This is a genomic window from Streptomyces longispororuber (assembly GCF_024448165.1).
Lineage (GTDB): Bacteria > Actinomycetota > Actinomycetes > Streptomycetales > Streptomycetaceae > Streptomyces > Streptomyces longispororuber_A.
In genome coordinates this window covers 1-23,646 of the sequence record NZ_JAMOLN010000015.1, presented here as the reverse complement: position 1 = coordinate 23,646, position 23,646 = coordinate 1, and the positions used below count along the sequence as shown (strand labels likewise).

Here is a 23,646-nt window from a genome sequence, read left to right as displayed (position 1 = left end):
CTGGTCTGGACCGAGGCGGGCAACGGGCGCCGGGCATGGCAGGCTTGGGTCATGGCCGTGCAGATCAACCCCAGCATCCTGTCCGCGGACTTCGCCCGCCTTGCCGACGAGGCAAAGGCCGTCGAAGGCGCCGACTGGCTCCATGTCGACGTCATGGACAACCACTTCGTCCCGAACCTCACGCTCGGGGTGCCGGTCGTAGAGTCCCTGGCGCGGGCGACGGACACCCCGCTGGACTGCCATCTGATGATCGAGGACCCCGATCGCTGGGCGCCGCAGTACGTCGAAGCGGGGGCCGGGTCCGTCACCTTCCACGCGGAGGCCGCCGCCGGTCCCGTCCGGCTGGCCCGAGAGATCCGCGCCAAGGGCGCCCGCGCCTCCATGGCCCTCAAGCCGGCGACGCCCATCGAGCCGTACGAGGATCTCCTCCCCGAGCTCGACATGCTGCTGATCATGACGGTTGAACCCGGCTTCGGGGGGCAGGCGTTCCTGGACATCATGCTGCCGAAGATCCGTCGCACCCGGGAGCTGATCTCGAAGCACGGTCTGGAACTGTGGCTCCAGGTCGACGGCGGCGTCTCCGCGTCGACGATCGAGCGCTGCGCCGAGGCCGGAGCGGACGTCTTCGTCGCCGGATCGGCGGTATACGGGGCGAACGACCCGGCAGAAGCGGTACGTGCACTGCGCACCCAAGCGGCGGGCGCGACGGCATCCGCCTCCTGGGCGTGCGACCACTGAGCCACGGATACGTGAACGCCGTCCTTCAGGGCTGATCAAGCCCTTCGGATCTGCAAGGATGAACGGCGTATCCAGGTTGTGAACGCAGTGAGTCGTGCAGAAGAGCAGTGAGGAGATCGCCGTGTCCGCATCATCGGCGGGACGGGCAGCCCTGCGGATGGGACCCGCGGAGCTGGTGCAGGCGGCGGCCATGGCCCGCCGCTTCTACCTCGAGGGCAAGTCCAAGATCCAGATCGCCGAGGAGTTCGGCGTGAGCCGCTTCAAGGTGGCCAGGGTCCTGGAGACCGCTCTCGAGCGGGATCTCGTACGCATCGAGATCCGGGTCCCGGCCGAGCTGGACGCCGAGCGCTCCGACGCGCTGCGCGCCCGCTACGGCCTGCGGCACGCAGTGGTCGTCGAGTCGCCCGCCGAGGCGGAGGAGTCGCCCGATCCCGAGAACCTCGGCGAGGTCGCCGCGGATCTGCTCGGCGAACTGGTGACCGAGGGCGACGTCCTCGGGCTCGCCTGGGGGCGCTCCACCATCCACATGGCCGCGGCCCTCGACCGGCTGCCGCCGTGCACCGTCGTGCAGCTGACCGGCGTGTACGACGCCGGGACCGCGGAGCGCGGATCCGTGGAGGCCGTGCGGCGTGCCGCGCAGGTCTCCGGCGGTGACGCCCACCCGATCTACGCGCCGATGCTGCTGCCCGACGCGGCGACGGCGGCGGCGCTGCGCAACCAGACCGGGATCGCCCGCGCCTTCGAGTACTTCGACAAGGTCACCGTCGCGTGCGTGTCCATCGGCTCGTGGGAGCCGGGCATCTCGACCGTGCACGACATGCTGAGCGACGAGGAGCGGGCGCACTACGCCTCGCTGGGGGTCGCCGCGGAGATGTCCGCGCACCTCTTCGACACGCAGGGGCGTCGGGTCGGGCGGGACCTGGGGGAGCGGTGCATCACGGTCGAGGCCGACCGGCTGCGGCGGATACCTGAGGTCGTGGCGATCGCGGGTGGGCAGCGGAAGGCTGCCGCCATTGACGCGGTGTTGCGGTCGGGGCTGGTGACCAGTCTCGTCACCGACACGGCCGCGGCTGATTTTCTGCTGACCGCCGGGGCTGCTCCTCGGCCCGCCTTGCAGCGGGCCGATCCTGATGAGTGAGCCGCGCCGGGGGTGACGTCTCGGGGCTCTGCCCCGGGCCCCGCTCCTCAATCGCCGGAGAGGCTTGATCGATCGGGCCGACCGGGCTTGAGCGTGGCAGCATCTGAGCATGGTCGTGCGGCTGCGTTCCCGGGTTCCGCTCCTTCTGGTCGGGCTGCTGCTCGGCTGTCTGGGGCTTCTCGTCGGTGGGTGTTCGTCCGGCGACGAGAGCGCGGCGGGCATGGCCACCGTGCGCGAGTCGGAGCTGCCCGCCGAGGCGCGGCAGACCCTCGCGCTCATCGACGCGGGCGGCCCCTTCCCGTACGAGAAGGACGGCAGCGTCTTCGGGAACTTCGAGGGGGAGCTGCCGAAGGAGAAGCGCGGGTACTACCGCGAGTACACCGTGCGGACCCCGGGGGAGCGCGACCGCGGGGCCCGGCGCATCGTCGTCGGGCGCGGTGGGGAGACGTACTACACCGATGACCACTACGAGTCGTTCAAGGCGGTGCTGAGATGACCGGCCCCACCCCGTCCCCCACCCCATCGCCCGGCCAGGCCCTCGTCGCGGCGGGCTGGGCCGTGCGGGTCCTGGACCTGGGCGGCGCCGAGGACAAGGCCGCCCTCATGGACCGCTGCGCCCGGGTCCTGGAGCTGCCGGACTGGTTCGGACGGAACTGGGACGCCCTCGCCGACTCCCTGGGCGATCCGGGCGTCGGGCCGAAGGCGGCGCACGGACTGGTGCTCGTGGTGACCGGATGGCAGGAGTTCGCCGAGCGGCGCCCCGGTGACTGGGAGACGGCCCGCGAGGTGTTCGCCGAGGCGGTCGAGCGGCGCCGCGGTGACGACGCCGCCCTCACCGTGGTCCTCGGCCTCAGTTGAGCTTGGCCCAGCTGCCCGGTGTGCCGGCCTTGCGGCACAGATAGAGGTCGGCCTTGGAATCCAGCACGATTTCCCCCACGTCGTGGTAGTCCGCCTTGGGCGACCCTGCGTAGGGCGCACGGGCGAGCTGCACGGCGGCCCGCTCGCCGGAGGCGTAGAGGCCGATCCCCTTCGCCTGGCCCAGCGCGACCACGGCGACGCCCCCCTCGGGGCTCGCGTTGTCGGCCACCAGACCCGTCCCGTTGCCGGAGACGGCGGCGCCGATGCCCCGGGTGCTCAGCGCCTCCAGGGCGGTCGAGCCCTCGCTGGTCGCCCGGACGCCCGGCCCGTTCGCCGAGTCCCCGTGCACACCGGTCTGGTTCGGGCTGTACCCGTACACGCCCGCCTTCTGCAGCCCGACGGCGTGCAGGCCGCGCCGCTGGCCGTGCAGCTGCAGCGTGGCGGGGTCGGCCTGGTCGCCGGCCAGATAGGTCACGGCCGTCGCGAAGTTGTACGAGCCCGCCAGGATCGCCTGGCCGTTGGCGCGGGTCTCGGCCTCCGACGGGGTCGGGGCCGCTTCGGCGGCGTGCCGGAGATCTTCGAGTTCCTTGAGGAGCGACTCCGTCTCGCTGCGCAGCTCGGTCAGGCGGCGCTCGCAGTCGGCCACGCGGCTCGGCATACGGTCGGACATGGTGGACCCCCGTCCCGGGTTCGAATGGTGCGCGGTTCGCATGGTGCGCGGAACGTAGGCCCCGGACGGCGGACCGGCAAGGCTTGGGCGATCCTCCAAGGAGGGTCCCGTGACCTTGGGACGTTCGGCCCGGAGACGCTCCTGGAGCACGCGTGGGAAAATGAAGTACGTGCTTTGTGCCCCGGCGGCATCCTTCCGGGGCTCCCTTCTAGCGACTGGGATGTCCGCACGTGCGTTTCCTCAATGACATCAAGCCCGCGTACGACCTGACGTACGACGACGTCTTCATGGTGCCGAGCCGGAGCGCCGTCGGCTCCCGGCAGGCCGTGGACCTCGCCTCGCCGGACGGCACGGGCACCACGATCCCGCTGGTCGTCGCCAACATGACCGCGATCGCCGGGCGCCGGATGGCCGAGACCCTGGCCCGTCGCGGCGGGCTCGTGGTCATCCCCCAGGACATCCCGATCGAGGTCGTCACCGAGGTCATCTCCTGGGTCAAGACGCGCCACCTGGTGCTCGACACCCCGATCGTCCTGGCCCCGTCGCAGACCGTCGCCGACGCGCTGGCGCTGCTGCCCAAGCGCGCGCACAACGCGGGCGTGGTCGTGGACGACGAGCAGCGCCCCGTCGGCGTCGTCACCGACCAGGACCTGACCGGAGTCGACCGCTTCACGCAGCTCTCCGAGGTCATGTCGAAGGACCTGCTGCTGCTCGACGCGGACATCGACCCGCGCGACGCGTTCAACAAGCTGGACGGCGCCAACCGCCGCTACGCCCCCGCGGTCGACAAGGACGGCAGGCTGGCCGGCATCCTCACCCGTACGGGCGCCCTGCGCGCGACCCTGTACACCCCGGCCACCGACGCGGACGGAAAGCTGCGCATCGCCGCCGCCGTCGGCATCAACGGCGACGTGGCGGGCAAGGCCAAGCAGCTGCTCGACGCGGGCGTCGACACCCTCGTCATCGACACGGCCCACGGCCACCAGGAGTCGATGATCAGCGCCATCAGGACCGTGCGCGCGCTGGACCCGCAGGTGCCGATCGTGGCGGGCAACATCGTGGCCGCCGAGGGCGTCAAGGACCTCATCGAGGCCGGCGCGGACATCATCAAGGTCGGTGTCGGCCCCGGCGCCATGTGCACCACGCGCATGATGACCGGCGTCGGCCGGCCGCAGTTCTCCGCCGTCCTGGAATGCGCCGCCGAGGCGAAGAAGTACGGCAAGCACGTGTGGGCCGACGGTGGCGTCCGGCACCCGCGCGACGTCGCCATGGCCCTCGCGGCCGGCGCGTCGAACGTGATGATCGGCTCCTGGTTCGCCGGCACCTACGAGTCCCCCGGCGACCTCCAGCACGACGCCAAGGGCCGTGCCTACAAGGAGTCCTTCGGCATGGCCTCGGCCCGCGCCGTGAAGAACCGGACGTCGGACGAGTCCGCGTACGACCGCGCCCGCAAGGCGCTCTTCGAGGAGGGCATCTCCACCTCGCGGATGTTCCTCGACCCGCAGCGTCCGGGCGTCGAGGACCTGATCGACTCGATCATCGCGGGCGTCCGCTCGTCCTGCACGTACGCGGGTGCCAACTCCCTCGCCGAGTTCGAGGAGAAGGCCGTCGTCGGCATCCAGTCCGCCGCCGGCTACGCGGAGGGCAAGCCGCTGCACGCCAGCTGGAGCTAGTCGCCGGTCGACAGTCGCTGGTCGGGGACGGCGTGGGTCAGGGCCGGTGGCGCGGCCCACGCCGCCTCGATGCACTTGCCGCCCGGCGCCGGTCTGACCGCGAGCCGTTCCGCGAGGCGTTCCACCACGTGCCAGCCGAAACCGCCCCCGCCGTCCAGGTCGGGGGCGCGCGGCTCCGGCAGCTTCGGGTCGTCGTCCTCCACCGACACCGCGAGCCCGACCGGATCGGCGCGCAGCCGCAGCCGGGCCAGGGCCCCGGTGTGCCGGGCCGCGTTGGCGACCAGCTCCGAGACGACGAGCAGTACGGCATCCTTGTCGGCCCACGGGCAGTGTTCCGCCAGGAAGCGAGCGGCGGTGTGCCGGGCCTGAGTCCCCGTCAAGGGACCGTCCACCACGATCTCCATGCGTACCGGCTACCCGCCCGTCGGATCTTCACCGTCCCCGGATGCGCCGGGAGTGAGAACCGTATCGAGACCGGTGATCCGGAATATCCGCTCGACGACCGGGGAAAGGCGGCGCACCGTGAGGTCGGCGTCCCGGTTCCGCAGTGACGTCCTGGCCCGCAACAGCGCGTTGATGCCGCCCGAGTCGAAGAACCCCACGCCCGACAGATCGAGCGTCACGGTGGTGCCCGCCGGGGCGTCCAGCGCCGCCACGGACTCCAGGAGCCGCGGCGCCGTCTCGTAGTCGAGGTCGCCGGTGAGCGTGACGAGCGGGCCGTCCGGGCCCGCCGACGTGGCCAGGGCGAGCACGGTGTGCGGCCCGTCCGGCCCGTCCGGCCCGTCCGGCCCGTCCGAGGCTGCCGGGCCGTCGGGCACGGCCCCGGGGTCCGTGGGGGTCATCGGGTTCTCCGTACGGTCAGGGCGAGGGTGTCGTCCGGGTGCAGGATCACGGTGTGCATCTCCTTGGCGAGGGCGCCGGGGATCTCTTCGGTGGGACGGTGCCGGTGGCGGACGGCCGCCGTCGTGAGCCGGCGCTCGCCCTCGTAGGGGTCGCGGCGGCTCTCGGTGAGACCATCCGTGTACAGCACGAGCAGATCGCCGGGCGCGAGCTCCTCGTGCCACAGTCCTTCGCTGCCCGCCAGCGGGTATCCGATGCCCCGGCCGCGCACTTCGAGGAACCGGGCGCTGCCGTCCTCGCGCACCAGCAGGGGTGGCGGATGGCTGCCGTTGGCGAGGGTGAGGCGGCCGGCGACCGGATCGATCCGGACGAGCTGGACGGTGGCCATCAGCTCCCGGTCGTAGGGCAGCAGGATCTCGTCGGTGCGCGCGACGACCGTCTCCAGCGGGTGGCCCTCCAGGGTGAGGGTGCGTACGGCGTGGGTCACGTTCAGGGCGCTGCGGGTACTGGTGAGGCCGTGGCCGAGGGCGTCGACGACGGTGATGTGCACAGTGCCGTCGGGCAGTTGGAACCAGTCGTACAGATCGCCGCCGGTGGGGGCGTCCGTGCCGGCCGGGGCGTAGTGGATGGCCAGTTCCAGGCCGCCGACCTTCAGGGGGCCGGGGCGCAGCGCGTCCTCCAGCTCACGCAGCATCTGGCCGTGGGCGCGGCGCAGTTGCTCGTCGCGCTCCTCCAACTGCACGTACAGGGCGAGGACCCCGCTGTTGGTCTCGTCCAGTTCGTGGGTGAGGTTGCGCCGGTCGGCCTCCAGCGCCTCGGCCCGGGCCACGGCGGCCCGCAGCTCCTCCTCCAGGAGTTCCACGGAGGACTGCTGGCCGGGGCCGCCCGGGCCCGGGGTCCCGGGCAGCGGCAGCCGCCACACCGTCGCGTCCGCCTCGCGCCGCGCGGGCAGCGGCAGCCCCTCCACGGGAGCGGGCCACGGGGCGTAAGGGGCCCGCAGCAGCACCGTCAACTCCCGCCGTACGAAGTCCTGTTCCGGCCGCGTCTCCAGGGTGACGAGACGCCCTGCCCGCAGCTCGGGCTCGGCGACCCGGGCCACGGACAGGGTCAGCCTGGTGCGCAGCTCGGCGGGCAGCCGCAGCCCGGCCGCCAGGGTGCGCACCGCGGACCGCAGCTCGGGCAGGGAGCGGTGGGTCGTGCTGCGTGACGCTGCCGCCTCCTGATCGGTCATGTGTTCCTCCTTGCCGCCCCGGAGACCAGGACGGTCGCGTCGTCGCGGGCGCTGCGGTGGCCGTGCCCCAGGGCGGCGGCGAGCAGCCGGGGCGGCAGCCCCAGCAGGAACGGGGTCGCGGAGTCCGCCCAGCGGGACCGGATGCCGTCGGTGTGCACGACGACCGCGCAGCCCTCCGGCACCGGTACCGAACGGGCCTGCGGGCGCGGCATGTTCCAGCCGACCACGCCGGGCCGGCCCACGTCCCGGGAGTGCACGCCGTCGTGCGCGGTGAGCAGGACGCGGACGTTCCCGATCCCGCAGTGCTCCACCGTCCCCGGTCGCAGCCGGACCAGGCCCACCGCCGCCCCGCGTCCGCCGCGCAGCGCCCGGTCCATCGTCGACAGCAGCTCGGGCAGCGGCCGCTCGGCCGCCTCGCGGAACACGGCCACCGCGGCGGCGCTCGCCTCCGCGGCCTCCGCGCCGTGGCCGAGGCCGTCGACCACCACCACGGTGCGGCCGCCCGGCGCGTCCACCACGGCCGCGCTGTCCCCGCACTCCTGCTCGCCGCGCAGCGGCAGACACAGCAGGCCGACGTCGGAGCGGGCCGGCGCCGCGCCCGGCGCGTGGAACCGGGCGCAGATCAGCGTGCCGACGCCGGGCAGCGTGCGCAGCGTCAGCTCGTCCGCCAGCCGTCGCGCCGCGCCCATGCCGGAGCCGAGCGACCCGGACCCGGCGGTGCTGAACCCGTCGACCATGGCCCGGTCGGGCTGCGCCATCCCGGGCCCCCGGTCGATCGCGACCACGTCGATGCCGCGCCCCTGGGGGTGCCGCTGCACGTAGACGGCGCCACCGACCGCGTGCCGCAGCAGGTTCTCCGCGAGCTCACTGGTGAGCACCGCGGCCCGCTCGGCCGCGGTGCCGTCGAGCCCGCCGGCCGCCGCCGCCGCGCGGGCCAGCCCGGCCGCGTGGTGCACCGCGCTGGGGTGGTCGACGAGGACCTGTGCGGTCACCGCGGGATCGGCGGACCCGGTCATCGGTTCGTCCAGCGCACGGCGGTCACCGTCGTCCCGGCGCCGGGACGGGTCTCGACGTGGAACTCGTCCATCAGGCGCCGGGCGCCGCCCAGGCCGTGGCCGAGGCCGTTGCCGGTCGTCCAGCCGTCCGTCAGGGCCGCGCCGAGGTCCGGGATGCCGGGGCCGTCGTCCTGGATCACCAGCCGGATGCCGCTGCCTCCTCTCCTGGTGAGCAGTTCGACGATGAGGGTGCCGCCCTTGCCGTGCACATAGGCGTTGCGCGCGAGTTCGCTGGCGGCGGTCACCACGCGGGTCTGGTCGACCAGGCCGAAGGCGCACTCGACGGTGGCGGCGCGCACGGCGTGCCGGACCGTCAGCAGGTCGTCGTCCGACCGCACGTCGTAGGTGCGGCGGACGTTCACCTGGGCGTCGTCGGCGTGCGTCGCGCTCGGGCTGCGCTCATCCGACATGGTCATGGTCACGGCTCTCCAGGGTCCGCTGCCAGCCGAGTGCCGTCAGGCCCTGCTCGGCGTTGAGCGCGGTCTCCACACCGGTCAGCTGGATCCCCAGCTCGACCAGGGTGATGGCCACGGCCGGCCGCATCCCGGCGACGATCACCCGGGCCCCCAACAGCCGTGCCATGTTGGTCAGTTCCATGAGCGTGCGGGCCACGAACGAGTCGATGACCTCCAGCCGCGAGATGTCGATGAGGACACCGCGGGCGTGGTCGGCCGTGATCCGCTCGGTCAGCTCGTCCGTGAAGGCCAGCGCGGACCGGTCGTCGAGCTCGGCGAGCAGTCCCGTCACCAGGACGTCGCCGAACCGCAGGATGGGAACGCCCATCGGGCGCGGAGGATTCACCGCGGTGCCGAGCCGGTGACGGCGAACCCGACGGCGGGCTGGTCCGTGAGCTTGACCGCCGCGGCCAGGGCGTCGGCCAGGGTGGCACGGGTCAGGATGGTGGACAGGTCGATCCCCAACTGGGCGATGGTCTGGGCGATGGGCGGACGGATGCCGCTGATGACACAGTCCGCGCCCATCAGCCGGACCGCGTTGACGGTGTGCATCAGGTGTTGGGCGACCGCCGTGTCGACGGTCAGCACACCGGTGATGTCGATGATGGCGACCTTGGCCTCGTCGTCCTGGATCGCCTGCAGCAGCGACTCCATGACGATCTGGGTGCGTGCCGTGTCCAGGGTGCCGATGAGCGGGACGGCCAGGACGTGCTTCCACAACCGCACGACGGGCGTGGACAGTTCCATCAGCTGACGGCTCTGCCGCTGGATGATCTCCTCGCGCCCCTCGACGTACGTCTCGAAGGAGAGCGCGCCCGCCGCGTCCAGCATCCGGTTGACGAAGTTCGCCGCGGCGAACAGCTCACCCATGTCCCGCGTGGTGTGCTGCACGGCCGCGAGCAGCGCCTCCTTGAGGGAGAGCACCGCCAGCGAGGTGTCGGTGGGGGTGGCACCCGCCCGCACCCGGCGCAGCGACAGCTCGGTGACCGTCGTGCGCAGGTTGTGGTGCGAGGTCACCAGACGTCCCACCGGAGTGTCGCTGGCCAGTGCCTCGGTGAGCGCGTCGACGAGCAGCACCGCCTCCTCGCGCAGCTCGCTCTCGCTCATGTCGGTGCCCAGTGCCGCCTGTTCCAGTTGGAGCGCCGTCCACCGGGCGGCGATCTGCTCCTCCTGGTCCCGCAGTGCCTCCAGCAGCAGACCGCGGATGTCGCTCTCGCTGATACTCACAAGCCCCTCTCAGACAGATTCGCCGTACGTGTGCGTCCTGCACATGATGCACACCCTCAACTGCCCCGGCCGTCGCCAGGGTTGATGACCGATCATCACCCGGGACCGACGGCGGGGGCAGCCCTTGCGAATACCCCGCTCCACCGGGTTCACTCCCGCGAGCGAGCCGTGACCTCCGCCACACGCGGCGCAACAGACGAAACGGGCACCGCAATGAACATGCGCCTCGTGCGGATACGCGCAACGATCGTGCGACGGTGCGCAAGGTTGCTGCATTACAGCTGGGAAGCTGCGTCCCTTAGAGTCATCCGCTGTACGTGGCGTGGCGGGGGACGGCCTGCTCGGCGGTCCCCCGGTCAGGGCGTGGGCCGCCGCGTTCCCCGCAGCCTCAACTGGCAGCGATGAAGGAGCCGGCCCGTGCTCGATCACGGCGCACCCCCGCGCACCCCCCGGACCGCCCCCGCACCCGTGGGAATCGGTACCCGTCTCATGCGGCGCAAGCCGGTGGAACGCCTGGTCGCGGAGGGCGGCCAGGGTGAGGGCGGTTCGCTGCGGCGCTCCCTCGGTCTCTGGCAGCTGACCATGATCAGCATCGGTGCCACGCTCGGCACCGGCATCTTCGTGGTGCTCGGCGAGGCCGTTCCCAAGGCCGGCCCCGCCGTCACGCTGTCCTTCGTGATCGCGGGTCTCACGGCCCTCTTCTCGGCGCTCTCGTACGCCGAGCTGTCCGGCACGATCCCGGTCGCCGGGTCCTCCTACTCGTACGCATACGCAACGATGGGCGAGCTCGTCGCCTGGGTGTGCGGCTGGTGCCTGGTGCTGGAGTACGGCGTCTCGGTCGCCGCCGTGGCCGTCGGCTGGGGCGAGTACCTCAACGAACTGCTCGACGGCACCATCGGCGTCACCATCCCGGACGCGCTGTCCGCGCCGCCCGGCGACGGCGGCATCTTCAACCTGCCCGCGCTCATCGTGGTGCTGCTCGCCATGGCGTTCCTGCTGGGCGGCGCCAAGGAGTCCGCGCGCGCCAACACGATCATGGTGTGCGTGAAGATAGCCGCGCTGGTCCTCTTCTGCGCCATCGGTCTCAAGGGCTTCCAGTCCGGCAACTACGAGCACTTCATGCCGCTCGGCATGGCCGGTGTCAGCGCCGCCGGCGCCACGCTGTTCTTCTCCTACATCGGCTTCGACGCCGCCTCCACCGCCGGTGAGGAGGCGAAGAACGCCCAGCGCGACCTGCCGCGCGCCATCATGCTGTCGCTCGTCATCGTCACCGCGCTGTACGTGCTCGTCGCCGCGGTCGCCGTCGGCGCCCGCCCGTGGCAGCACTTCAGCGACTCCGAGGCCGCGCTCGCCGGGATCATGAAGGACGTCACCGGCCAGTCGTTCTGGGCCACGCTGCTCGCCGCCGGGGCCGTCATCGCCATCGCGTCCGTCGTGCTGACCGTGCTGTACGGCCAGACCCGCATCCTCTTCGCGATGTCCCGCGACGGCCTGGTGCCCAAGGTGTTCGCCAAGGTGCACCCGAAGACGGGCGCGCCGCGCGCCAACACCGTCATCGTCTCCCTGTTCTGCGGTGTGCTCGCCGCGGCCATCCCGCTGGGCCAGCTGGCCGACGCCACCAGCATCGGCACGCTCTTCGCGTTCGCCCTGGTCAACATCGCCGTGATCGTGCTGCGCCGGACCCGACCCGACATGCCGCGCACCTTCCGGGTGCCGCTGTCGCCGGTGCTGCCCGTCCTCGGTTTCGCGTTCTGTGTCTGGATGATGGGCAGTCTGTCCGCCATCACCTGGATCGTCTTCGGTGTCTGGATGGTCGTCGGGCTCGTGTTCTACTTCTGCTACGGGATGCGCCGCTCGCGCCTCTCGCAGGACCCCGCCCCCGCAGCCCAGAAGTGAACCGCCTGCCTTGCTGAACGATCTCGACGAACGCATCGTGCACGCCCTCGCCGAGGACGCCCGTCGCTCCTATGCCGACATCGGGCAGCTCGTCGGCCTCTCCGCGCCCGCCGTGAAGCGGCGCGTGGACCGGCTGCGGGCCACCGGGGCGATCACCGGCTTCACCGTGCGGGTCGACCCGGCCGCGCTCGGCTGGGAGACCGAGGGGTTCATCGAGATCTACTGCCGCCGCAACACCTCGCCGGACGCGATCCGGCGAGGTCTGGAGCGGTATCCCGAGGTCGCGGCCGCCTCCACCGTCACCGGTGAGGCGGACGCCCTCGTGCAGGTCTTCGCCTCCGACATGCGGCACTTCGAGCGGGTCCTGGAGCGGATCGCCGGGGAGCCCTTCGTCGAGCGGACCAAGTCCGTGCTGGTGCTCTCCCCGCTGATGCGCCGCTTCACCTCCGGCTCGCCCGCCTGACCCCTACGGCCGCGTCGGGTACTCCGGGTACCACTGGAGCACCTGGAAGTCGCCGCTGCCCTTCTTGATCGTCTCGAAGGGCGGCAGGCTCGTGCAGCGCGGCACCGTCAGCTCGTCCGCGTCCGCGCTCATCCAGCTGTAGCCGACCCGGTCGTGCCGGCCGTCGTCCGTGACGCTGATGCCGACCCTCCTGCCCTTGTGCGGGGTGTCCGAGTCCGTGACGATCCCCGTCATCACCGCCGTCTTCCCGCCGGTCACCAGGCAGTCGATCCGGCCCTTCGCCCAGCCGCCCCCGCCGTCCACGTAGTGGCTGAAGGAGAAGGTGCCGTACGCCTTCTCCGGCCGCATGTTGTCCTTCGCGGCCAGATGCGCGTCGAACGTGAACGTGATGTCGTCGCCGTACGGCCGGTACAGCTTGGCCGAGCCGGTCAGCGCCGCGGCCTCGCGGGCGGCCGCCTGGTGCCGCGCGGTGTGCGGGCCGTCGAGGTCGACGCCCGCCGCCGCCGTGCCGGTCGCCGCCACCAGCAGCGCCATCGCCGTCGCCACCAGGATCCGCGTGCGTGCCATGGGAAACCCCCTGTGATCACCGTGCTCGCCCGGTCCTTCCGGGTGTGAGAACGATCTCCCGGGGGACGCCCCCGGCACGTCGGACCACGGTCGGGACCCGGCTCCGCCGCGCGGGGGAGACGCTCTGCTACCGGGGGCTCACCGGAGCGCGCAACGAATCGCCGCCGCGCGGGCCCCAGGCGCAACGGATCGCATCCTCAGACGCAACGGTCCCGTCTTGTCCCGCCGACCAGCGGAAACGTACCGTCTTTCCGATCCCCCCGGCTTGTCCCCCACGCCCGTGACGGCGGCGATCCGCCCTGCCCCGACCGCTCCGTATCCGCGAGGAGTCCGCACCCCATGACGTCCACGGTGCCCACCGCCGTCCAGCACACCGACGCGCAGCCGCCGATCACCATGTTCGGCCCGGACTTCCCCTACGCGTACGACGACTTCCTCGCCCACCCGGCGGGCCTCGGCCAGATACCCGCGACCGAGCACGGCACCGAGGTCGCCGTCATCGGCGGCGGCCTGTCCGGCGTGGTCGCCGCGTACGAGCTGATGAAGATGGGCCTCAAGCCCGTCGTGTACGAGGCGGACCGGATCGGCGGGCGGCTGCGCACGGTCGGCTTCGACGGGACCCCGCCGGACGCGGCCGGGCTGACCGCCGAGATGGGCGCCATGCGCTTCCCGCCCTCGTCGACGGCGCTGCAGCACTACATCGACCTGGTGGGCCTGGAGACCAGCCCGTTCCCCAACCCGCTCTCCGCCGCCACGCCGTCGACCGTCGTCGACCTCAAGGGCGAGTCCCACTACGCCGAGACGATCGACGACCTGCCGCAGGTCTACCGCGACGTCGCCGCCGCCTGGAACAAGTGCCTCGACGAGGGCGCCGACTTCTCCGACATGAACCAGGCGATGCGCGAGCGCGACGTGCCGCGGATCCGGGAGATCTGGGCGAAGCTCGTCGAGAAGCTCGACAACCAGACCTTCTACGGGTTCCTCTGCGAGTCCGAGGCGTTCAAGTCGTTCCGCCACCGCGAGATCTTCGGCCAGGTCGGCTTCGGCACGGGCGGCTGGGACACCGACTTCCCGAACTCCATCCTGGAGATCCTGCGCGTCGTCTACACCGAGGCCGACGACCACCACCGCGGCATCGTCGGTGGCTCGCAGCAGCTGCCGCTGCGGCTGTGGGAGCGGACGCCCGAGAAGATCGTGAACTGGGCGTACGGGACGTCCCTCGCCACGCTGCACGCCGCCGGCAAGCCGCGGCCCGCCGTGACCCGGCTCGCCCGGACCGCCGGGAACCACATCACCGTGACGGACGCCGACGGCGACATCCGCACGTACAAGGCGGCGATCTTCACCGCGCAGTCGTGGATGCTGCTGTCGAAGGTGGCGTGCGACGACGAGCTGTTCCCGATCGACCACTGGACGGCGATCGAGCGCACCCACTACATGGAGTCGAGCAAGCTGTTCGTGCCGGTCGACCGGCCGTTCTGGCTCGACAAGGACGAGACCACCGGGCGCGACGTCATGTCGATGACGCTCACCGACCGGATGACCCGCGGCACCTACCTGCTGGACGACGGGCCGGACAAGCCCGCCGTCATCTGCCTCTCCTACACCTGGTGCGACGACAGCCTGAAGTGGCTGCCGCTGTCCGCGAACGAGCGCCTCGAAGTGATGCTGAAGTCGCTCGGCGAGATCTATCCCAAGGTCGACATCCGCAAGCACATCATCGGCAACCCGGTGACCGTGTCCTGGGAGAACGAGCCGTACTTCATGGGCGCGTTCAAGGCGAACCTGCCCGGGCACTACCGCTACCAGCGGCGCCTGTTCACGCACTTCATGCAGGACGGCCTGCCCGAGGACCGGCGGGGCATCTTCCTCGCCGGCGACGACATCTCGTGGACGGCCGGCTGGGCCGAGGGCGCGGTGCAGACGGCGCTGAACGCGGTGTGGGGCGTCATGCACCACCTCGGCGGGACGACCGACGCGACCAACCCGGGTCCGGGCGACCTGTACGAGTCGATCGCCCCGGTCGAACTCCCGGAGGACTGACCGTCCCGGCCGGACTCAGACTCCGGCGGCCCGCGCCTTCTCGTAGACCTCCGCCGCGACGTCCTGGAGCTCCTGGGCGTCGCGGACCCGGCCCTGCACGTCGATCAGGATCTCGTCGAGCCCGACCTCGTCGTGCGCGACCAGGTCCTGGACGATCTGGTCCACGCTGCCCTGGAACGGGCGGCGGTCGTCGCCCGTGTACGCCTCGCGCGTGTACGTCGTGTTCACCCGCAGCACGGTCTGCAGCGGAGCGGTGCGACCCCGCTGCTCCGCCACGGCCTGGAGGTCCGCCCACTGCTGCTTGAGCTGCTCGGCGCCCATCGCGACGGGCATCCAGCCGTCCGCCCGGTCCACCAGGCGGTGCAGCGCCTTCGGTGCGTTCGCCGGCAGCAGGATCGGGATCGGGCGGGCCGGCTTGGGGCCGACCTCGGACGGGGCGACGGTCGTCAGCTCGCCCTCGTACGCGACCGGGTCGGGCCCCCACACCGCGTGGCACACGTCGATCAGCTCGTCCAGGACCTTGCCGCGCTTCTCGAACGGTGCCACCGACGCCGCCGCGTACTCGTCGTGCGACCAGCCCGTGCCGAGCCCGGCGACCACCCGGCCGCCGCTCGCCGCGTCCAACGAGGCCAGGGAACGGGCCAGTTGGAAGGGGATGTGCAGCGGTGCCACCAGGACGCTGGTGCCGAGCCGGGCCCGGGACGTCGCGGACGCCGCCAGGGTGAGCGTGATCAGCGGGTCGGCGACCGAGCGGTACTGGTCGGGCCAGGGCAGTCCCGGGATGCCGTACAGCCCCTGGGTGGCGGGCTCGGGGAACAGGATCCGCTCGAACACCCACAGGCTCTCGTACCCGATGTCCTCCGCGGTGCGGGCCACCTCGGCGACGTCACGGCCGAGGTCGTAGTGCTTCATCTGCGGGAGGCTGAGGCCGAGTCGGGTCGTCATGCCGGGCTCCTTCGTCATGCGTGCGTCAGGCGTGTCGTCGTCCGTCGTCGCGGGCGCGGCCGTCTCGAACGCTTCAACGTACAGACATCTCGGGGGAGTTCCGGGTGGGACGCCAGGGACGGCCGGATTCAGTCGGGGAGTGGCGTGAGCAGCATCCGCCCCACCAGGCCCACCGTCGTGTCCAGGCGATGGGTGAACTCGGCCGCCACGGACGGCAGTTCCCGCAGGGCGTACAGGGCGCGGGCCGCCGCCCACGCACCGTCCCTGGCCCGCTCCAGGCTCCACGAGCCGAGCAGATGGGTGAGCGGATCGGCGACCTGGAGAAGGTCCGGACCCGGCATCAGCTCTTCGCGGATGCTCTCCTCCAGCGAGACGAGGAGATCACCCACGCGCTCGAACTCGTCCTCCAGGCAACCGGGTTCGCAGTCGAGCGTACGACAGGTGTCCACCACGGCGAGCGCCAGGTCGTGGCCGATGTGCGCGTTGATGCCCGCGAGCGCGAACTGCAGCGGGCGTACCCCGGGATGGCGGCGGAACTGGAACAGCGGCCGCCAGCAGGCGGGCGGGCGCACCCCGCACACCGCCGCGTCGACGGCCGTGAGATAGCGCTCGGCGAAGCGGACGTCCAGCGTGATCGCCGCGGCCCGGTCGGGAAAGCCGCCCGCCGCACCGGTGCCGATGGCCCGGTCGATCGCCTCCGTGACCGAGAGGTAGACCCGGTTGAAGACGGCGATCCCGTCGCCCGGCGGCAGATCCGCGCCGAGCGCGCGCATCCTCGCGAGCACCGAGTCGACCCCTTGGGCCGGGATCCGGGCCCCTGTGATCCGTTCCAACTGCGCCATGCAGGCAGCGTCCCAGCCGTAGCCTTGCGCGGGTGTCGGCTGGCCGGGGGCTTCCCCAGAACGAGGGAACGGCGGGCCGGATCGAGGGGGGAGTGCACGGTGTCAGGGTTACGTGCGCGGCGGCTCGCCGAGCGGCGCGCCGTCCGACGGCGGGCGGCGGCACGGGGCGCGATGGTCGCGGCCGCCTCGGTCGTGGCGACCGTCGGGACGGTCGCGGGCCTGGTGTCCGCGCTCGACAGCGGCCCGGACGGCGGCGACGAGGCGCGCCCCACCGTGAGCGCGTCGCCGAGCATGCTGCCGGTGCCCGCGGTGACGAACCCGCCACCGACCAGCAACTCGCCCTCCCCGTGGCGGAGTTCGAAGAAGCCGAAACCGAAGGCGTCGCCGTCCGCCCGGCCCCGCAGGACGACCGTGCCCTCCGCGCCGCCGCCCGCCACCGGCCTGTACCGGCACGGCGACTCGCAGGTCCTCGACTGGGTGCGGGCCAACCGCTCCGACCCGCGCCGCCCCCTCATCGAGTCCCGGATAGCGGACCGGCCGGCCGCCGTCTGGTTCGCCGACTTCACCCCCGCCACGATCACCTCGCGGGTGCGCGCGGTGACGTCGGCCGCGTCGGCCGCGGGACAGGTGCCGGTGGTGGTGCCGTACGCGATCCCCCAGCGGGACTGCGGCGGGGCCTCCGACGGCGGGGCACCGGACATCGGCGCGTACGACGACTGGATCGACCGGTTCGCGGCCGGGCTCGGCTCCCGGGAGGTCATCGTGATCCTGGAGCCGGACGCGCTGTCCCAGACGGAGTGCCTCGACGCGGGGGAGCGGGCCGACCGGTACGCGGCGCTGGCCCGGGCCGGCCGGGTCATGAAGGCGGCGAACCCGCGGGCCCGGGTCTACTACGACGCGGGCCACTCCGACTGGAACCCGGCCGGGACGCAGGCCGCGCGGCTGCGGGCGGCGGGTGCCGCGTCGGCCGCCTCGTCCGACGGGATCTTCACCAACGTCTCGAACTTCAACCGGACCGCGGACGAGGCCGCCTACGCGCGCCGGGTGCTCGCCGCGCTGGGCGGGCCGAGCGGTCTGGGCGCCGTCATCGACACCAGCCGCAACGGGAACGGGGCCCCGGCGGGCGGCGAGTGGTGCGACCCCGACGGCCGGAAACTGGGGCAGGCGCCGACCCTGCGGACCGGTGAGTCCGGGATCGACGCCTACCTGTGGGTCAAGCTGCCGGGCGAGTCCGACGGCTGCAAGGGCGAGCCGGGAACGTTCACGCCCGACTACGCCTACGAGTTGGCCGACTGATCCTTCGCGGCCGCCGCGCCCTTGTCGTCGTACGACGACGTGCCCGAGTCCAGCAGCGGTTCCTGCGACTTGAGGTGGGCAGGAGCCAGCGCGCGCAGCACGTGGTAGCCGGTGATGACGACGATGGTGCCGAGCGCGATGCCGCTGAGCGAGAAGTTGTCGGTGAACTTCAGGGAGACGTTGCCGACGCCGATGATGATGCCCGCGGCGGCCGGCACCAGGTTCAGCGGGTTGCGCAGATCCACCTTGGCGTTGATCCAGATCTGGGCGCCGAGCAGACCGATCATGCCGTAGAGGATGACGGTGATGCCGCCGAGCACGCCGCCGGGGATCGCGGCCACGATCGCGCCGAACTTGGGGCACAGGCCGAAGAGCAGCGCGAATCCGGCCGCGGCCCAGTACGCCGCCGTCGAGTAGACGCGGGTGGCCGCCATGACGCCGATGTTCTCGGAGTACGTGGTGTTGGGCGGGCCGCCGACCGCGGTGGAGAGCATCGACGCGGCGCCGTCCGCGGAGATCGCGGTGCCGAGCTTGCCGTCGAGGTTGTCGCCGGTCATCTCGCCGACGGCCTTGACGTGTCCGGCGTTCTCGGCGATCAGGGCGATCACGACGGGCAGCGCCACGAGGATCGCGGACCACTCGAACGACGGGGCGTGGAAGGACGGCAGGCCGATCCAGTCCGCCTTGCCGACGGCGGACAGGTCGAGCCGCCAGTGGTCGACGGCCTCCGTGCCGCCGCTCACCGAGTGGATCTTGCCGAAGATCCGGTCGAAGACCCAGGAGATGCCGTAGCCGAAGAGCAGGCCGAGGAAGATCGCGATCCGCGACCAGAAACCGCGCAGGCAGACCACGGCCAAACCGGTGAACAGCATGACGAGCAGCGCCGTCCACTGGTCGGCCGGCCAGTACGTGGAGGCCGTGACCGGCGCCAGGTTGAAGCCGATCAGCATGACCACGGCGCCGGTGACGATCGGCGGCATCGCGGCGTGGATGATCCGGGCCCCGAACTTCTGCACGGCGAGACCGACCAGGAACAGCACCACACCGACCACGAACACGGCACCGGTGACCGTGGCGCTGGTCCCGCCCGACGCCCGGATCACGGCCGCGACGCCCACGAAGGAGAGCGAGCAGCCCAGATAGCTGGGCACCCGGCCCTTGGTGGCGAGCAGGAAGATGACCGTGGCGACACCGGACATCATGATCGCGAGGTTCGGGTCGAGACCCATCAGCACCGGCGCGACGAACGAGGCGCCGAACATGGCGACCACGTGCTGGGCGCCGAGCCCGATCGTGCGCGGCCAGGACAGCCGCTCGTCGGGACGGACGACGGCACCGGGGGCCGGGGTGCGCCCGTCGCCGTGCAGTTTCCAGCGGACGCCGAGGTCCATGTGCGCACTCTGCTTTCTGTGTGCCGGTGTGGCTCGAATTGATCGCCTCATGTTAATGCGACGTAAGTGCGAGTTCTTGCCGTGACCGTTGCCTGACGCGGCGGGCGGATCTACGCTCCCTCCTGGTCCATATGGCGAACGCTGTTCACATCCATGACTGAGACGACTGGAGTGTGTGATGCGCGCAAGATCCCGGATGCGCCTCGGTGCGCTGGTCACGGCGGCGGCCGCGCTCGCCGCCGTACTGCTTCCCACCGCCGACGCCGCCGCCCGTGAGTCCGCCCCTCGAACCGCCGTCCTCGACGGCAAGCGCCTCCAGCAGACCAGGCTGCGGCTCGCCCACGGCGATCCCGCGCTCCGGGCGGCCGTCCGGGACCTGAGCGCCCGCGCGGACGGCTGGCTCGACCAGGGCCCCTGGACCGTCGTCGACAAGCCGAAGCCCGCGCCGGGCGGCGACGTCCACGACTATCTGAGCCAGGCCCCGTACTGGTGGCCCACGACCGCCCCCACCGCCGACAACCCGTGGGGCTGCCCGTACGTCCAGAAGGACGGCCAGCGCAATCCGGAGGTCGACACCGGCACTGACCGGCAGGACGTCGAGAAGGTCTTCGACTCCACCTACGACCTGGCCCTGGCCTGGTACTACACGGGCAAGAAGCAGTACGCGGTCAAGGCCGGGCAGGTCCTGCGCACCTGGTTCCTCGACGCGGACACGAAGATGAACCCGAACCTGGACCACGCCCAGTTCATCCCGTGCAAGTACGACGGCCGCGCCATCGGCATCATCGACTTCTCCCAGTCGTACACGAGCGTGGTCGACGCCGTGGCGCTCCTCGGGGACGGTGCCCCGGGCTGGTCGAAGGGCGACCGGGCGGGCATGGGGGAGTGGAACGAGGACTTCCTCGGCTGGCTCGTGAACAGCGACTTCGGCAAGCAGGAGGGCGCCGCCGACAACAACCACGGGACCTTCTACGACATGCAGGTCGCGGCCCTCGCCTACGCGACCGGCGACACCGGCCTCGCGCGCCGCACCGTCCTCGACGCCCGGGCGAAGCGCATCGACTCCCAGATCGCGGCCGACGGCACCCAGCCGCAGGAGCTGGCCCGCACCCGCAGCTGGCACTACTCGACCTTCGACCTCGTCGCCTACACCCGGCTCGCCGCCATCGGGCGCCACGTAGGCGTCGATCTGTGGGCGTACCAAGGGCCCGACGGGCAGAGCCTGTTCAAGGCCGTGGGCCGGCTGCTGCCCGCGGCGACCGGCGCCGCCGCCTGGCCCTACCCGGAACTGGAGTTCAAGCGGTTCGCGGCGAGCGACGTCGTGCACGCGGCGGCCGACGCCGGTGACGCGGCGGCCCGGGCCGCCGTCCCGCACCTGGAGACACCGCCCGGCGGCGACCTCTGGGCGCTGCGGCCGGCCGCCGAGCAGCTGGACTCGATCGCCGGATGACGGCTGAGGCCCAGGTCACGCCGGTGGACTGAGCGTTTGCTTAGTTCAAGGTCGTACGATGGGGCTCTTGTACGCACCGCACCAGGAGCCCCATCCGTGACCGCCGAAGCCCTCGCCGCCCCCGCCGTCAGCCACGGCCGTCTCGTCCCCGTCACCGTCCACTTCGACGACCTGGACGCGCTCGGCCTGCTGCACAACGCCCGCTATCCCGTGATGGTCGAGCGCGCCTGGGGCGCGCTGTGGAACGCGCGCGGCCTCGTCTTCGAGGGCGACTGGGAAGCCGCGGGCGACTTCTGCAACGCGGTCAAGGAGTTCACGATCACCTACGACGCCCCGGTCAAGGCCCCCGGCGGCTACGCCGTGGAGCTCTGGCTCGACCGGCTCGGCAGAACCGGTCTGACGTACGGCTTCCGGTTCTGCTCGGCGGACGGCACGGTCACGTACGCGCGCGGGACGCGCGTCCTGGTCCGGCTGGACCCGGCGACGCTGCGCCCCGCGCCGTGGAGCGAGGAGTTCAGGGCTTCGGGGCAGGATCTGCTGCGCCCGCGGGGCTGACCTCGGCCGGCTTCGCGCGCGGCCCGTCGCTCGGCCGGAGCACCCCGGCGAACGCCACCAGGCCGCAGGCCAGCACCGTCACCACCCCGAACGACACCATCAGGCTGGTCGCCTCGGCGACCCCGCCGATCAGGCTGGGGGCGATCAGGCCCGAGGTGTACGTGACGGTCGCGACGCCCGCGATCGCCTGACTGGGGTTCGGCCCGCTGTGCCCGGCCGCCGCGAAGCAGAGCGGCACGACGACCGCGATGCCGAGCCCCATCATCGCGAACCCGCCCATGGCCACGGCCGGATGCCCCGCCAGCACGATCAGCAGGCCACCGGCCGCCGCGAGCGCCCCGCCCGCCCGGACCGTGCGCACCGCGCCGAACCGGTTCACCGTCACGTCGCCGGCCAGCCGGGCCACCGCCATGGTCAGCATGAAGCCGGTGGTGCAGGCCGCGGCGAGACCGGCCGAGGTGTCCAGCTGGTCCCGCAGGTACACCGCCGACCAGTCGAGGCTCGCACCCTCCGCGAAGACCGCGCAGAACCCGACGGCGCCGATGAGCAGCGCCGCGCGCGGCGGCAGCGCGAACCGCGGCGGCGGCTCCTCGTCCTCCGTCGGCCGCAGGTCGAGCACCCACCGGCAGGCCACGGCGCCGAGCACGGTCAGCACGAGGGCGGCCAGGACGTGGTGCACGCGCGCGTCCGAGCCCAGGTGGGCGGCGAGCGTGCCCGCCGCCGAACCGATCAGCGCGCCCGCGCTCCACATGCCGTGCAGGCTGGACATGATCGACCGGTGGAGCCGCTGCTCGACCTCCACCCCCAGCGCGTTCATGGCGACGTCCGCCATGCCGGACGTGGCGCCGTACGTGAACATCGCCAGGCACAGCGTCCACAGGTTCGGCGCGAGCGCGGGCAGCACCAGGGCCAGCGTCCACAGCGCGAGCAGCCCGCGCAGCGCGGTGCGGCTGCCGTACCGGTGAGTCACCCGTCCGGCCAGCGGCATCGCGACCGCCGCCCCGAACGCGGTGAAGGCGAGCGCGAACCCGAGCTGCCCGGCGCTCACCCCGGTGTGGTCCTGGATCCAGGGCACCCGGGTCGCGAACGATCCCGTCACCGATCCGTGGATGCAGAAGACGGCGGCGACGGCGTACCGCGCCCGCTTCACTTCCTGCGACACGTACGTGCCGTCGGCCATTCCGTAAGCCATCCGTCGGGCCCTCCCCAGGCGTCCCCTCAGCGTGCCGCCGTAAACTATCAGGAACCCTGCCTGATAGTTAGTGCGTTTCCGCGTAGGATCCCGCCATGCCCGCATCGCCGAGGACCGCCCGAGCCATCAACGACCGGCTCGCGCTGCGTCTGCTCCAGGAGGAAGGCCCGCTCACCGCAGGCCGGTTGAAGCAGCTCACCGGCCTGTCCCGGCCCACCGTCGCCGACCTCGTCGAGCGCCTCACCGACTCCGGCCTGATCTCGGTGGTCGGGGAGGCGGGTGCCCAGCGGCGCGGACCGAACGCCCGGCTGTACGGGATCGTCGCCGGCCGCGCCCACCTCGCCGCGCTCGACGTCCGCACGGAGGGCGTGCGCCTGGTCGTCGCCGATCTGCTCGGCTCGGTCCTCGCCGAGGCGTCCCTGCCGGTCGAGGCCGGCGAGGAGACCGGGGCGGCCGTCGAGCGCGCGGTCGCCCTCGTCGAGCGGACGGCGAAGGAGGCGGGCGCCGAGCGGCTGCACACCGTCGGCGTCGGCGCGCCCGGACTCATCGACCCCGCCACCGGCGCACTGCGGGACTCGTCGGGACTGCCGGAATGGCACCGGCGGCTCGTCGAGGCGCTCCAGGAACGGCTGCCCGCCCGCGTGCTGGTGGAGAACGAGACGAACCTCGCCGCCCTCGCCGAGCAGCGGGACGGCGTCACGCGCGACCGCGACACGTTCGTCCTGCTCTGGCTCGGCCTCGGGATCGGGGCGGCCGTCGTCCTCGACGGGAAGCTGCGCCGCGGTGCCTCCGGCGGCACCGGCGAGGTGGGCTTCCTGCCGGTGCCGGGGACGACCGGACTGCCCTCGGCCACCGGCTGCGACGGCGGGTTCCACTCGCTGGCCGGATCCGCCGCCATCCTCGACCTGGCCGCCGGGCACGGGCTCGCGGCCGCCGGGGAGCCGGTGGAGCGGGCGGCGGACGTGGTGCGGGAGGCCGTCGCGGACGGCGCGAGCGGGTTCCTCGACGAGCTGGCCGACCGGGTGGTGCTGGGCGCCGCCGCCGTGGTGGCCGTGCTCGATCCGGGCTGCGTCGTCCTGGCGGGCGAGGTGGGCCGGGCCGGCGGCGCACCGCTCGCCGAG

The 23,646-nt window shown here is 72.3% G+C and carries 25 protein-coding genes; 12 read left to right on the top strand and 13 right to left on the bottom strand.

Annotation, left to right across the window (positions count from 1 at the left end; translation table 11 throughout):
* The first annotated feature begins 51 nt into the window (after positions 1-51).
* The 4 genes from rpe (at position 52) to M4J07_RS06560 (ending at position 2,734) form a co-directional block, all read left to right on the top strand.
* Positions 52-738: a ribulose-phosphate 3-epimerase gene (gene rpe, locus M4J07_RS06575; RefSeq protein ID WP_255968284.1), complete on the top strand. Its 687-nt coding sequence runs from the start codon at positions 52-54 to the stop codon at positions 736-738.
* Between the two features lie 157 nt (positions 739-895).
* Positions 896-1,876: a sugar-binding transcriptional regulator gene (locus M4J07_RS06570; protein ID WP_255968412.1), complete on the top strand. Its 981-nt coding sequence runs from the start codon at positions 896-898 to the stop codon at positions 1,874-1,876.
* 109 nt (positions 1,877-1,985) lie between these two features.
* Positions 1,986-2,372: a ribonuclease domain-containing protein gene (locus tag M4J07_RS06565; RefSeq protein ID WP_255968282.1), complete on the top strand. Its 387-nt coding sequence runs from the start codon at positions 1,986-1,988 to the stop codon at positions 2,370-2,372.
* Positions 2,369-2,734, top strand: a complete 366-nt coding sequence (locus tag M4J07_RS06560) for a barstar family protein (protein ID WP_255968280.1) — start codon at positions 2,369-2,371, stop codon at positions 2,732-2,734. Before M4J07_RS06565 ends, M4J07_RS06560 begins: the two co-directional genes overlap by 4 nt.
* Here the strand turns inward: M4J07_RS06560 and M4J07_RS06555 are convergent.
* Positions 2,727-3,404, bottom strand: a complete 678-nt coding sequence (locus tag M4J07_RS06555; protein WP_255968278.1) for a hypothetical protein — start codon at positions 3,402-3,404, stop codon at positions 2,727-2,729. The two genes, M4J07_RS06560 and M4J07_RS06555, sit on opposite strands and share 8 nt — an antisense overlap.
* 230 nt (positions 3,405-3,634) lie before the next feature.
* Between M4J07_RS06555 and M4J07_RS06550 the strand changes: the two genes are divergently transcribed.
* On the top strand, positions 3,635-5,077 hold the full coding sequence (locus M4J07_RS06550) for a GuaB1 family IMP dehydrogenase-related protein (protein WP_255968276.1): 1,443 nt from the start codon (positions 3,635-3,637) through the stop codon (positions 5,075-5,077).
* On the opposite strand, the gene M4J07_RS06545 is transcribed toward M4J07_RS06550, so the two are convergent.
* Genes M4J07_RS06545 through M4J07_RS06515 form a run of 7 tightly spaced genes read right to left on the bottom strand, consistent with a single transcriptional unit; the run spans position 5,074 to position 9,885 of the window.
* Complete coding sequence (locus tag M4J07_RS06545) at positions 5,074-5,457, bottom strand: ATP-binding protein (protein ID WP_255968274.1); 384 nt, start codon at positions 5,455-5,457, stop codon at positions 5,074-5,076. The genes M4J07_RS06550 and M4J07_RS06545 overlap by 4 nt on opposite strands.
* Positions 5,458-5,490: 33 nt before the next feature.
* Positions 5,491-5,919 (bottom strand): STAS domain-containing protein, encoded by a 429-nt coding sequence (locus tag M4J07_RS06540; RefSeq protein WP_255968272.1) that lies wholly within the window; start codon positions 5,917-5,919, stop codon positions 5,491-5,493.
* Positions 5,916-7,148 carry a PP2C family protein-serine/threonine phosphatase gene (locus tag M4J07_RS06535; RefSeq protein ID WP_255968270.1) on the bottom strand — a complete coding sequence of 411 codons (1,233 nt, stop codon included), beginning with the start codon at positions 7,146-7,148 and terminating at the stop codon, positions 5,916-5,918. The genes M4J07_RS06540 and M4J07_RS06535 overlap by 4 nt, the downstream gene beginning before the upstream one ends.
* A complete protein-coding gene (locus M4J07_RS06530; protein ID WP_255968268.1) occupies positions 7,145-8,164 on the bottom strand; it encodes a SpoIIE family protein phosphatase in 1,020 nt (339 codons plus the stop codon). The genes M4J07_RS06535 and M4J07_RS06530 overlap by 4 nt, the downstream gene beginning before the upstream one ends.
* Positions 8,161-8,619: an ATP-binding protein gene (locus tag M4J07_RS06525; RefSeq protein WP_374215004.1), complete on the bottom strand. Its 459-nt coding sequence runs from the start codon at positions 8,617-8,619 to the stop codon at positions 8,161-8,163. Before M4J07_RS06525 ends, M4J07_RS06530 begins: the two co-directional genes overlap by 4 nt.
* A complete protein-coding gene (locus tag M4J07_RS06520; RefSeq protein WP_255968266.1) occupies positions 8,603-8,986 on the bottom strand; it encodes an STAS domain-containing protein in 384 nt (127 codons plus the stop codon). Before M4J07_RS06520 ends, M4J07_RS06525 begins: the two co-directional genes overlap by 17 nt.
* Positions 8,987-9,000: 14 nt before the next feature.
* Positions 9,001-9,885 carry an STAS domain-containing protein gene (locus M4J07_RS06515; RefSeq protein ID WP_255968264.1) on the bottom strand — a complete coding sequence of 295 codons (885 nt, stop codon included), beginning with the start codon at positions 9,883-9,885 and terminating at the stop codon, positions 9,001-9,003.
* A 417-nt stretch (positions 9,886-10,302) separates the two neighbouring features.
* Between M4J07_RS06515 and M4J07_RS06510 the strand changes: the two genes are divergently transcribed.
* Positions 10,303-11,781 carry an amino acid permease gene (locus tag M4J07_RS06510; RefSeq protein ID WP_255968262.1) on the top strand — a complete coding sequence of 493 codons (1,479 nt, stop codon included), beginning with the start codon at positions 10,303-10,305 and terminating at the stop codon, positions 11,779-11,781.
* A gap of 10 nt (positions 11,782-11,791) precedes the next feature.
* On the top strand, positions 11,792-12,244 hold the full coding sequence (locus M4J07_RS06505) for an Lrp/AsnC family transcriptional regulator (protein WP_255968260.1): 453 nt from the start codon (positions 11,792-11,794) through the stop codon (positions 12,242-12,244).
* A 3-nt stretch (positions 12,245-12,247) separates the two neighbouring features.
* Here the strand turns inward: M4J07_RS06505 and M4J07_RS06500 are convergent, their stop codons facing one another.
* A complete protein-coding gene (locus M4J07_RS06500; protein WP_255968258.1) occupies positions 12,248-12,811 on the bottom strand; it encodes a hypothetical protein in 564 nt (187 codons plus the stop codon).
* Positions 12,812-13,150: 339 nt separating this feature from the next.
* On the opposite strand from M4J07_RS06500, the gene M4J07_RS06495 reads away from it, so the two are divergent.
* Positions 13,151-14,854, top strand: a complete 1,704-nt coding sequence (locus tag M4J07_RS06495; RefSeq protein ID WP_255968256.1) for a flavin monoamine oxidase family protein — start codon at positions 13,151-13,153, stop codon at positions 14,852-14,854.
* Between the two features lie 15 nt (positions 14,855-14,869).
* On the opposite strand, the gene M4J07_RS06490 is transcribed toward M4J07_RS06495, so the two are convergent.
* Complete coding sequence (locus tag M4J07_RS06490) at positions 14,870-15,799, bottom strand: LLM class F420-dependent oxidoreductase (protein WP_255968254.1); 930 nt, start codon at positions 15,797-15,799, stop codon at positions 14,870-14,872.
* 128 nt (positions 15,800-15,927) lie between these two features.
* Positions 15,928-16,641, bottom strand: coding sequence for a DUF5995 family protein (locus tag M4J07_RS06485; protein WP_255968252.1), 714 nt, complete (start codon positions 16,639-16,641; stop codon positions 15,928-15,930).
* A 171-nt stretch (positions 16,642-16,812) separates the two neighbouring features.
* Here M4J07_RS06485 and M4J07_RS06480 point away from each other — a divergent pair, with 171 nt between their 5' ends.
* Complete coding sequence (locus M4J07_RS06480; RefSeq protein WP_255968407.1) at positions 16,813-17,937, top strand: glycoside hydrolase family 6 protein; 1,125 nt, start codon at positions 16,813-16,815, stop codon at positions 17,935-17,937.
* Here M4J07_RS06480 and M4J07_RS06475 read toward each other — a convergent pair.
* Complete coding sequence (locus M4J07_RS06475) at positions 17,919-19,328, bottom strand: uracil-xanthine permease family protein (RefSeq protein WP_255968250.1); 1,410 nt, start codon at positions 19,326-19,328, stop codon at positions 17,919-17,921. The two genes, M4J07_RS06480 and M4J07_RS06475, sit on opposite strands and share 19 nt — an antisense overlap.
* 178 nt (positions 19,329-19,506) lie before the next feature.
* Here M4J07_RS06475 and M4J07_RS06470 point away from each other — a divergent pair, with 178 nt between their 5' ends.
* Positions 19,507-20,778 (top strand): alginate lyase family protein, encoded by a 1,272-nt coding sequence (locus M4J07_RS06470; protein WP_255968248.1) that lies wholly within the window; start codon positions 19,507-19,509, stop codon positions 20,776-20,778.
* A 96-nt stretch (positions 20,779-20,874) separates the two neighbouring features.
* Positions 20,875-21,333: an acyl-CoA thioesterase gene (locus M4J07_RS06465; protein ID WP_255968246.1), complete on the top strand. Its 459-nt coding sequence runs from the start codon at positions 20,875-20,877 to the stop codon at positions 21,331-21,333.
* On the opposite strand, the gene M4J07_RS06460 is transcribed toward M4J07_RS06465, so the two are convergent.
* Positions 21,293-22,525, bottom strand: a complete 1,233-nt coding sequence (locus M4J07_RS06460) for an MFS transporter (RefSeq protein WP_255968244.1) — start codon at positions 22,523-22,525, stop codon at positions 21,293-21,295. The genes M4J07_RS06465 and M4J07_RS06460 overlap by 41 nt on opposite strands.
* 95 nt (positions 22,526-22,620) lie before the next feature.
* Here M4J07_RS06460 and M4J07_RS06455 point away from each other — a divergent pair.
* Positions 22,621-23,646 (top strand): ROK family transcriptional regulator (locus M4J07_RS06455; RefSeq protein ID WP_255968242.1); only part of this gene is annotated, 1,026 nt, incomplete at its 3' end.

Excerpts from the sequence above, each read along its gene's own strand:
- M4J07_RS06470 (WP_255968248.1), top strand. The coding sequence starts at position 19,507 with ATGCGCGCAAGATCCCGGATGCGCCTCGGTGCGCTGGTCACGGCGGCG.
- M4J07_RS06490 (WP_255968254.1), bottom strand. The coding sequence starts at position 15,799 with ATGACGACCCGACTCGGCCTCAGCCTCCCGCAGATGAAGCACTACGAC.
- rpe (WP_255968284.1), top strand. The coding sequence starts at position 52 with ATGGCCGTGCAGATCAACCCCAGCATCCTGTCCGCGGACTTCGCCCGC.
- M4J07_RS06555 (WP_255968278.1), bottom strand. The coding sequence starts at position 3,404 with ATGTCCGACCGTATGCCGAGCCGCGTGGCCGACTGCGAGCGCCGCCTG.
- M4J07_RS06560 (WP_255968280.1), top strand. The coding sequence starts at position 2,369 with ATGACCGGCCCCACCCCGTCCCCCACCCCATCGCCCGGCCAGGCCCTC.
- M4J07_RS06565 (WP_255968282.1), top strand. The coding sequence starts at position 1,986 with ATGGTCGTGCGGCTGCGTTCCCGGGTTCCGCTCCTTCTGGTCGGGCTG.
- M4J07_RS06495 (WP_255968256.1), top strand. The coding sequence starts at position 13,151 with ATGACGTCCACGGTGCCCACCGCCGTCCAGCACACCGACGCGCAGCCG.
- M4J07_RS06540 (WP_255968272.1), bottom strand. The coding sequence starts at position 5,919 with ATGACCCCCACGGACCCCGGGGCCGTGCCCGACGGCCCGGCAGCCTCG.
- M4J07_RS06460 (WP_255968244.1), bottom strand. The coding sequence starts at position 22,525 with ATGGCTTACGGAATGGCCGACGGCACGTACGTGTCGCAGGAAGTGAAG.
- M4J07_RS06530 (WP_255968268.1), bottom strand. The coding sequence starts at position 8,164 with ATGACCGGGTCCGCCGATCCCGCGGTGACCGCACAGGTCCTCGTCGAC.
- M4J07_RS06520 (WP_255968266.1), bottom strand. The coding sequence starts at position 8,986 with ATGGGCGTTCCCATCCTGCGGTTCGGCGACGTCCTGGTGACGGGACTG.
- M4J07_RS06525 (WP_374215004.1), bottom strand. The coding sequence starts at position 8,619 with ATGACCATGTCGGATGAGCGCAGCCCGAGCGCGACGCACGCCGACGAC.
- M4J07_RS06535 (WP_255968270.1), bottom strand. The coding sequence starts at position 7,148 with ATGACCGATCAGGAGGCGGCAGCGTCACGCAGCACGACCCACCGCTCC.
- M4J07_RS06485 (WP_255968252.1), bottom strand. The coding sequence starts at position 16,641 with ATGGCGCAGTTGGAACGGATCACAGGGGCCCGGATCCCGGCCCAAGGG.
- M4J07_RS06480 (WP_255968407.1), top strand. The coding sequence starts at position 16,813 with ATGGTCGCGGCCGCCTCGGTCGTGGCGACCGTCGGGACGGTCGCGGGC.
- M4J07_RS06500 (WP_255968258.1), bottom strand. The coding sequence starts at position 12,811 with ATGGCACGCACGCGGATCCTGGTGGCGACGGCGATGGCGCTGCTGGTG.
- M4J07_RS06475 (WP_255968250.1), bottom strand. The coding sequence starts at position 19,328 with ATGGACCTCGGCGTCCGCTGGAAACTGCACGGCGACGGGCGCACCCCG.
- M4J07_RS06570 (WP_255968412.1), top strand. The coding sequence starts at position 896 with ATGGGACCCGCGGAGCTGGTGCAGGCGGCGGCCATGGCCCGCCGCTTC.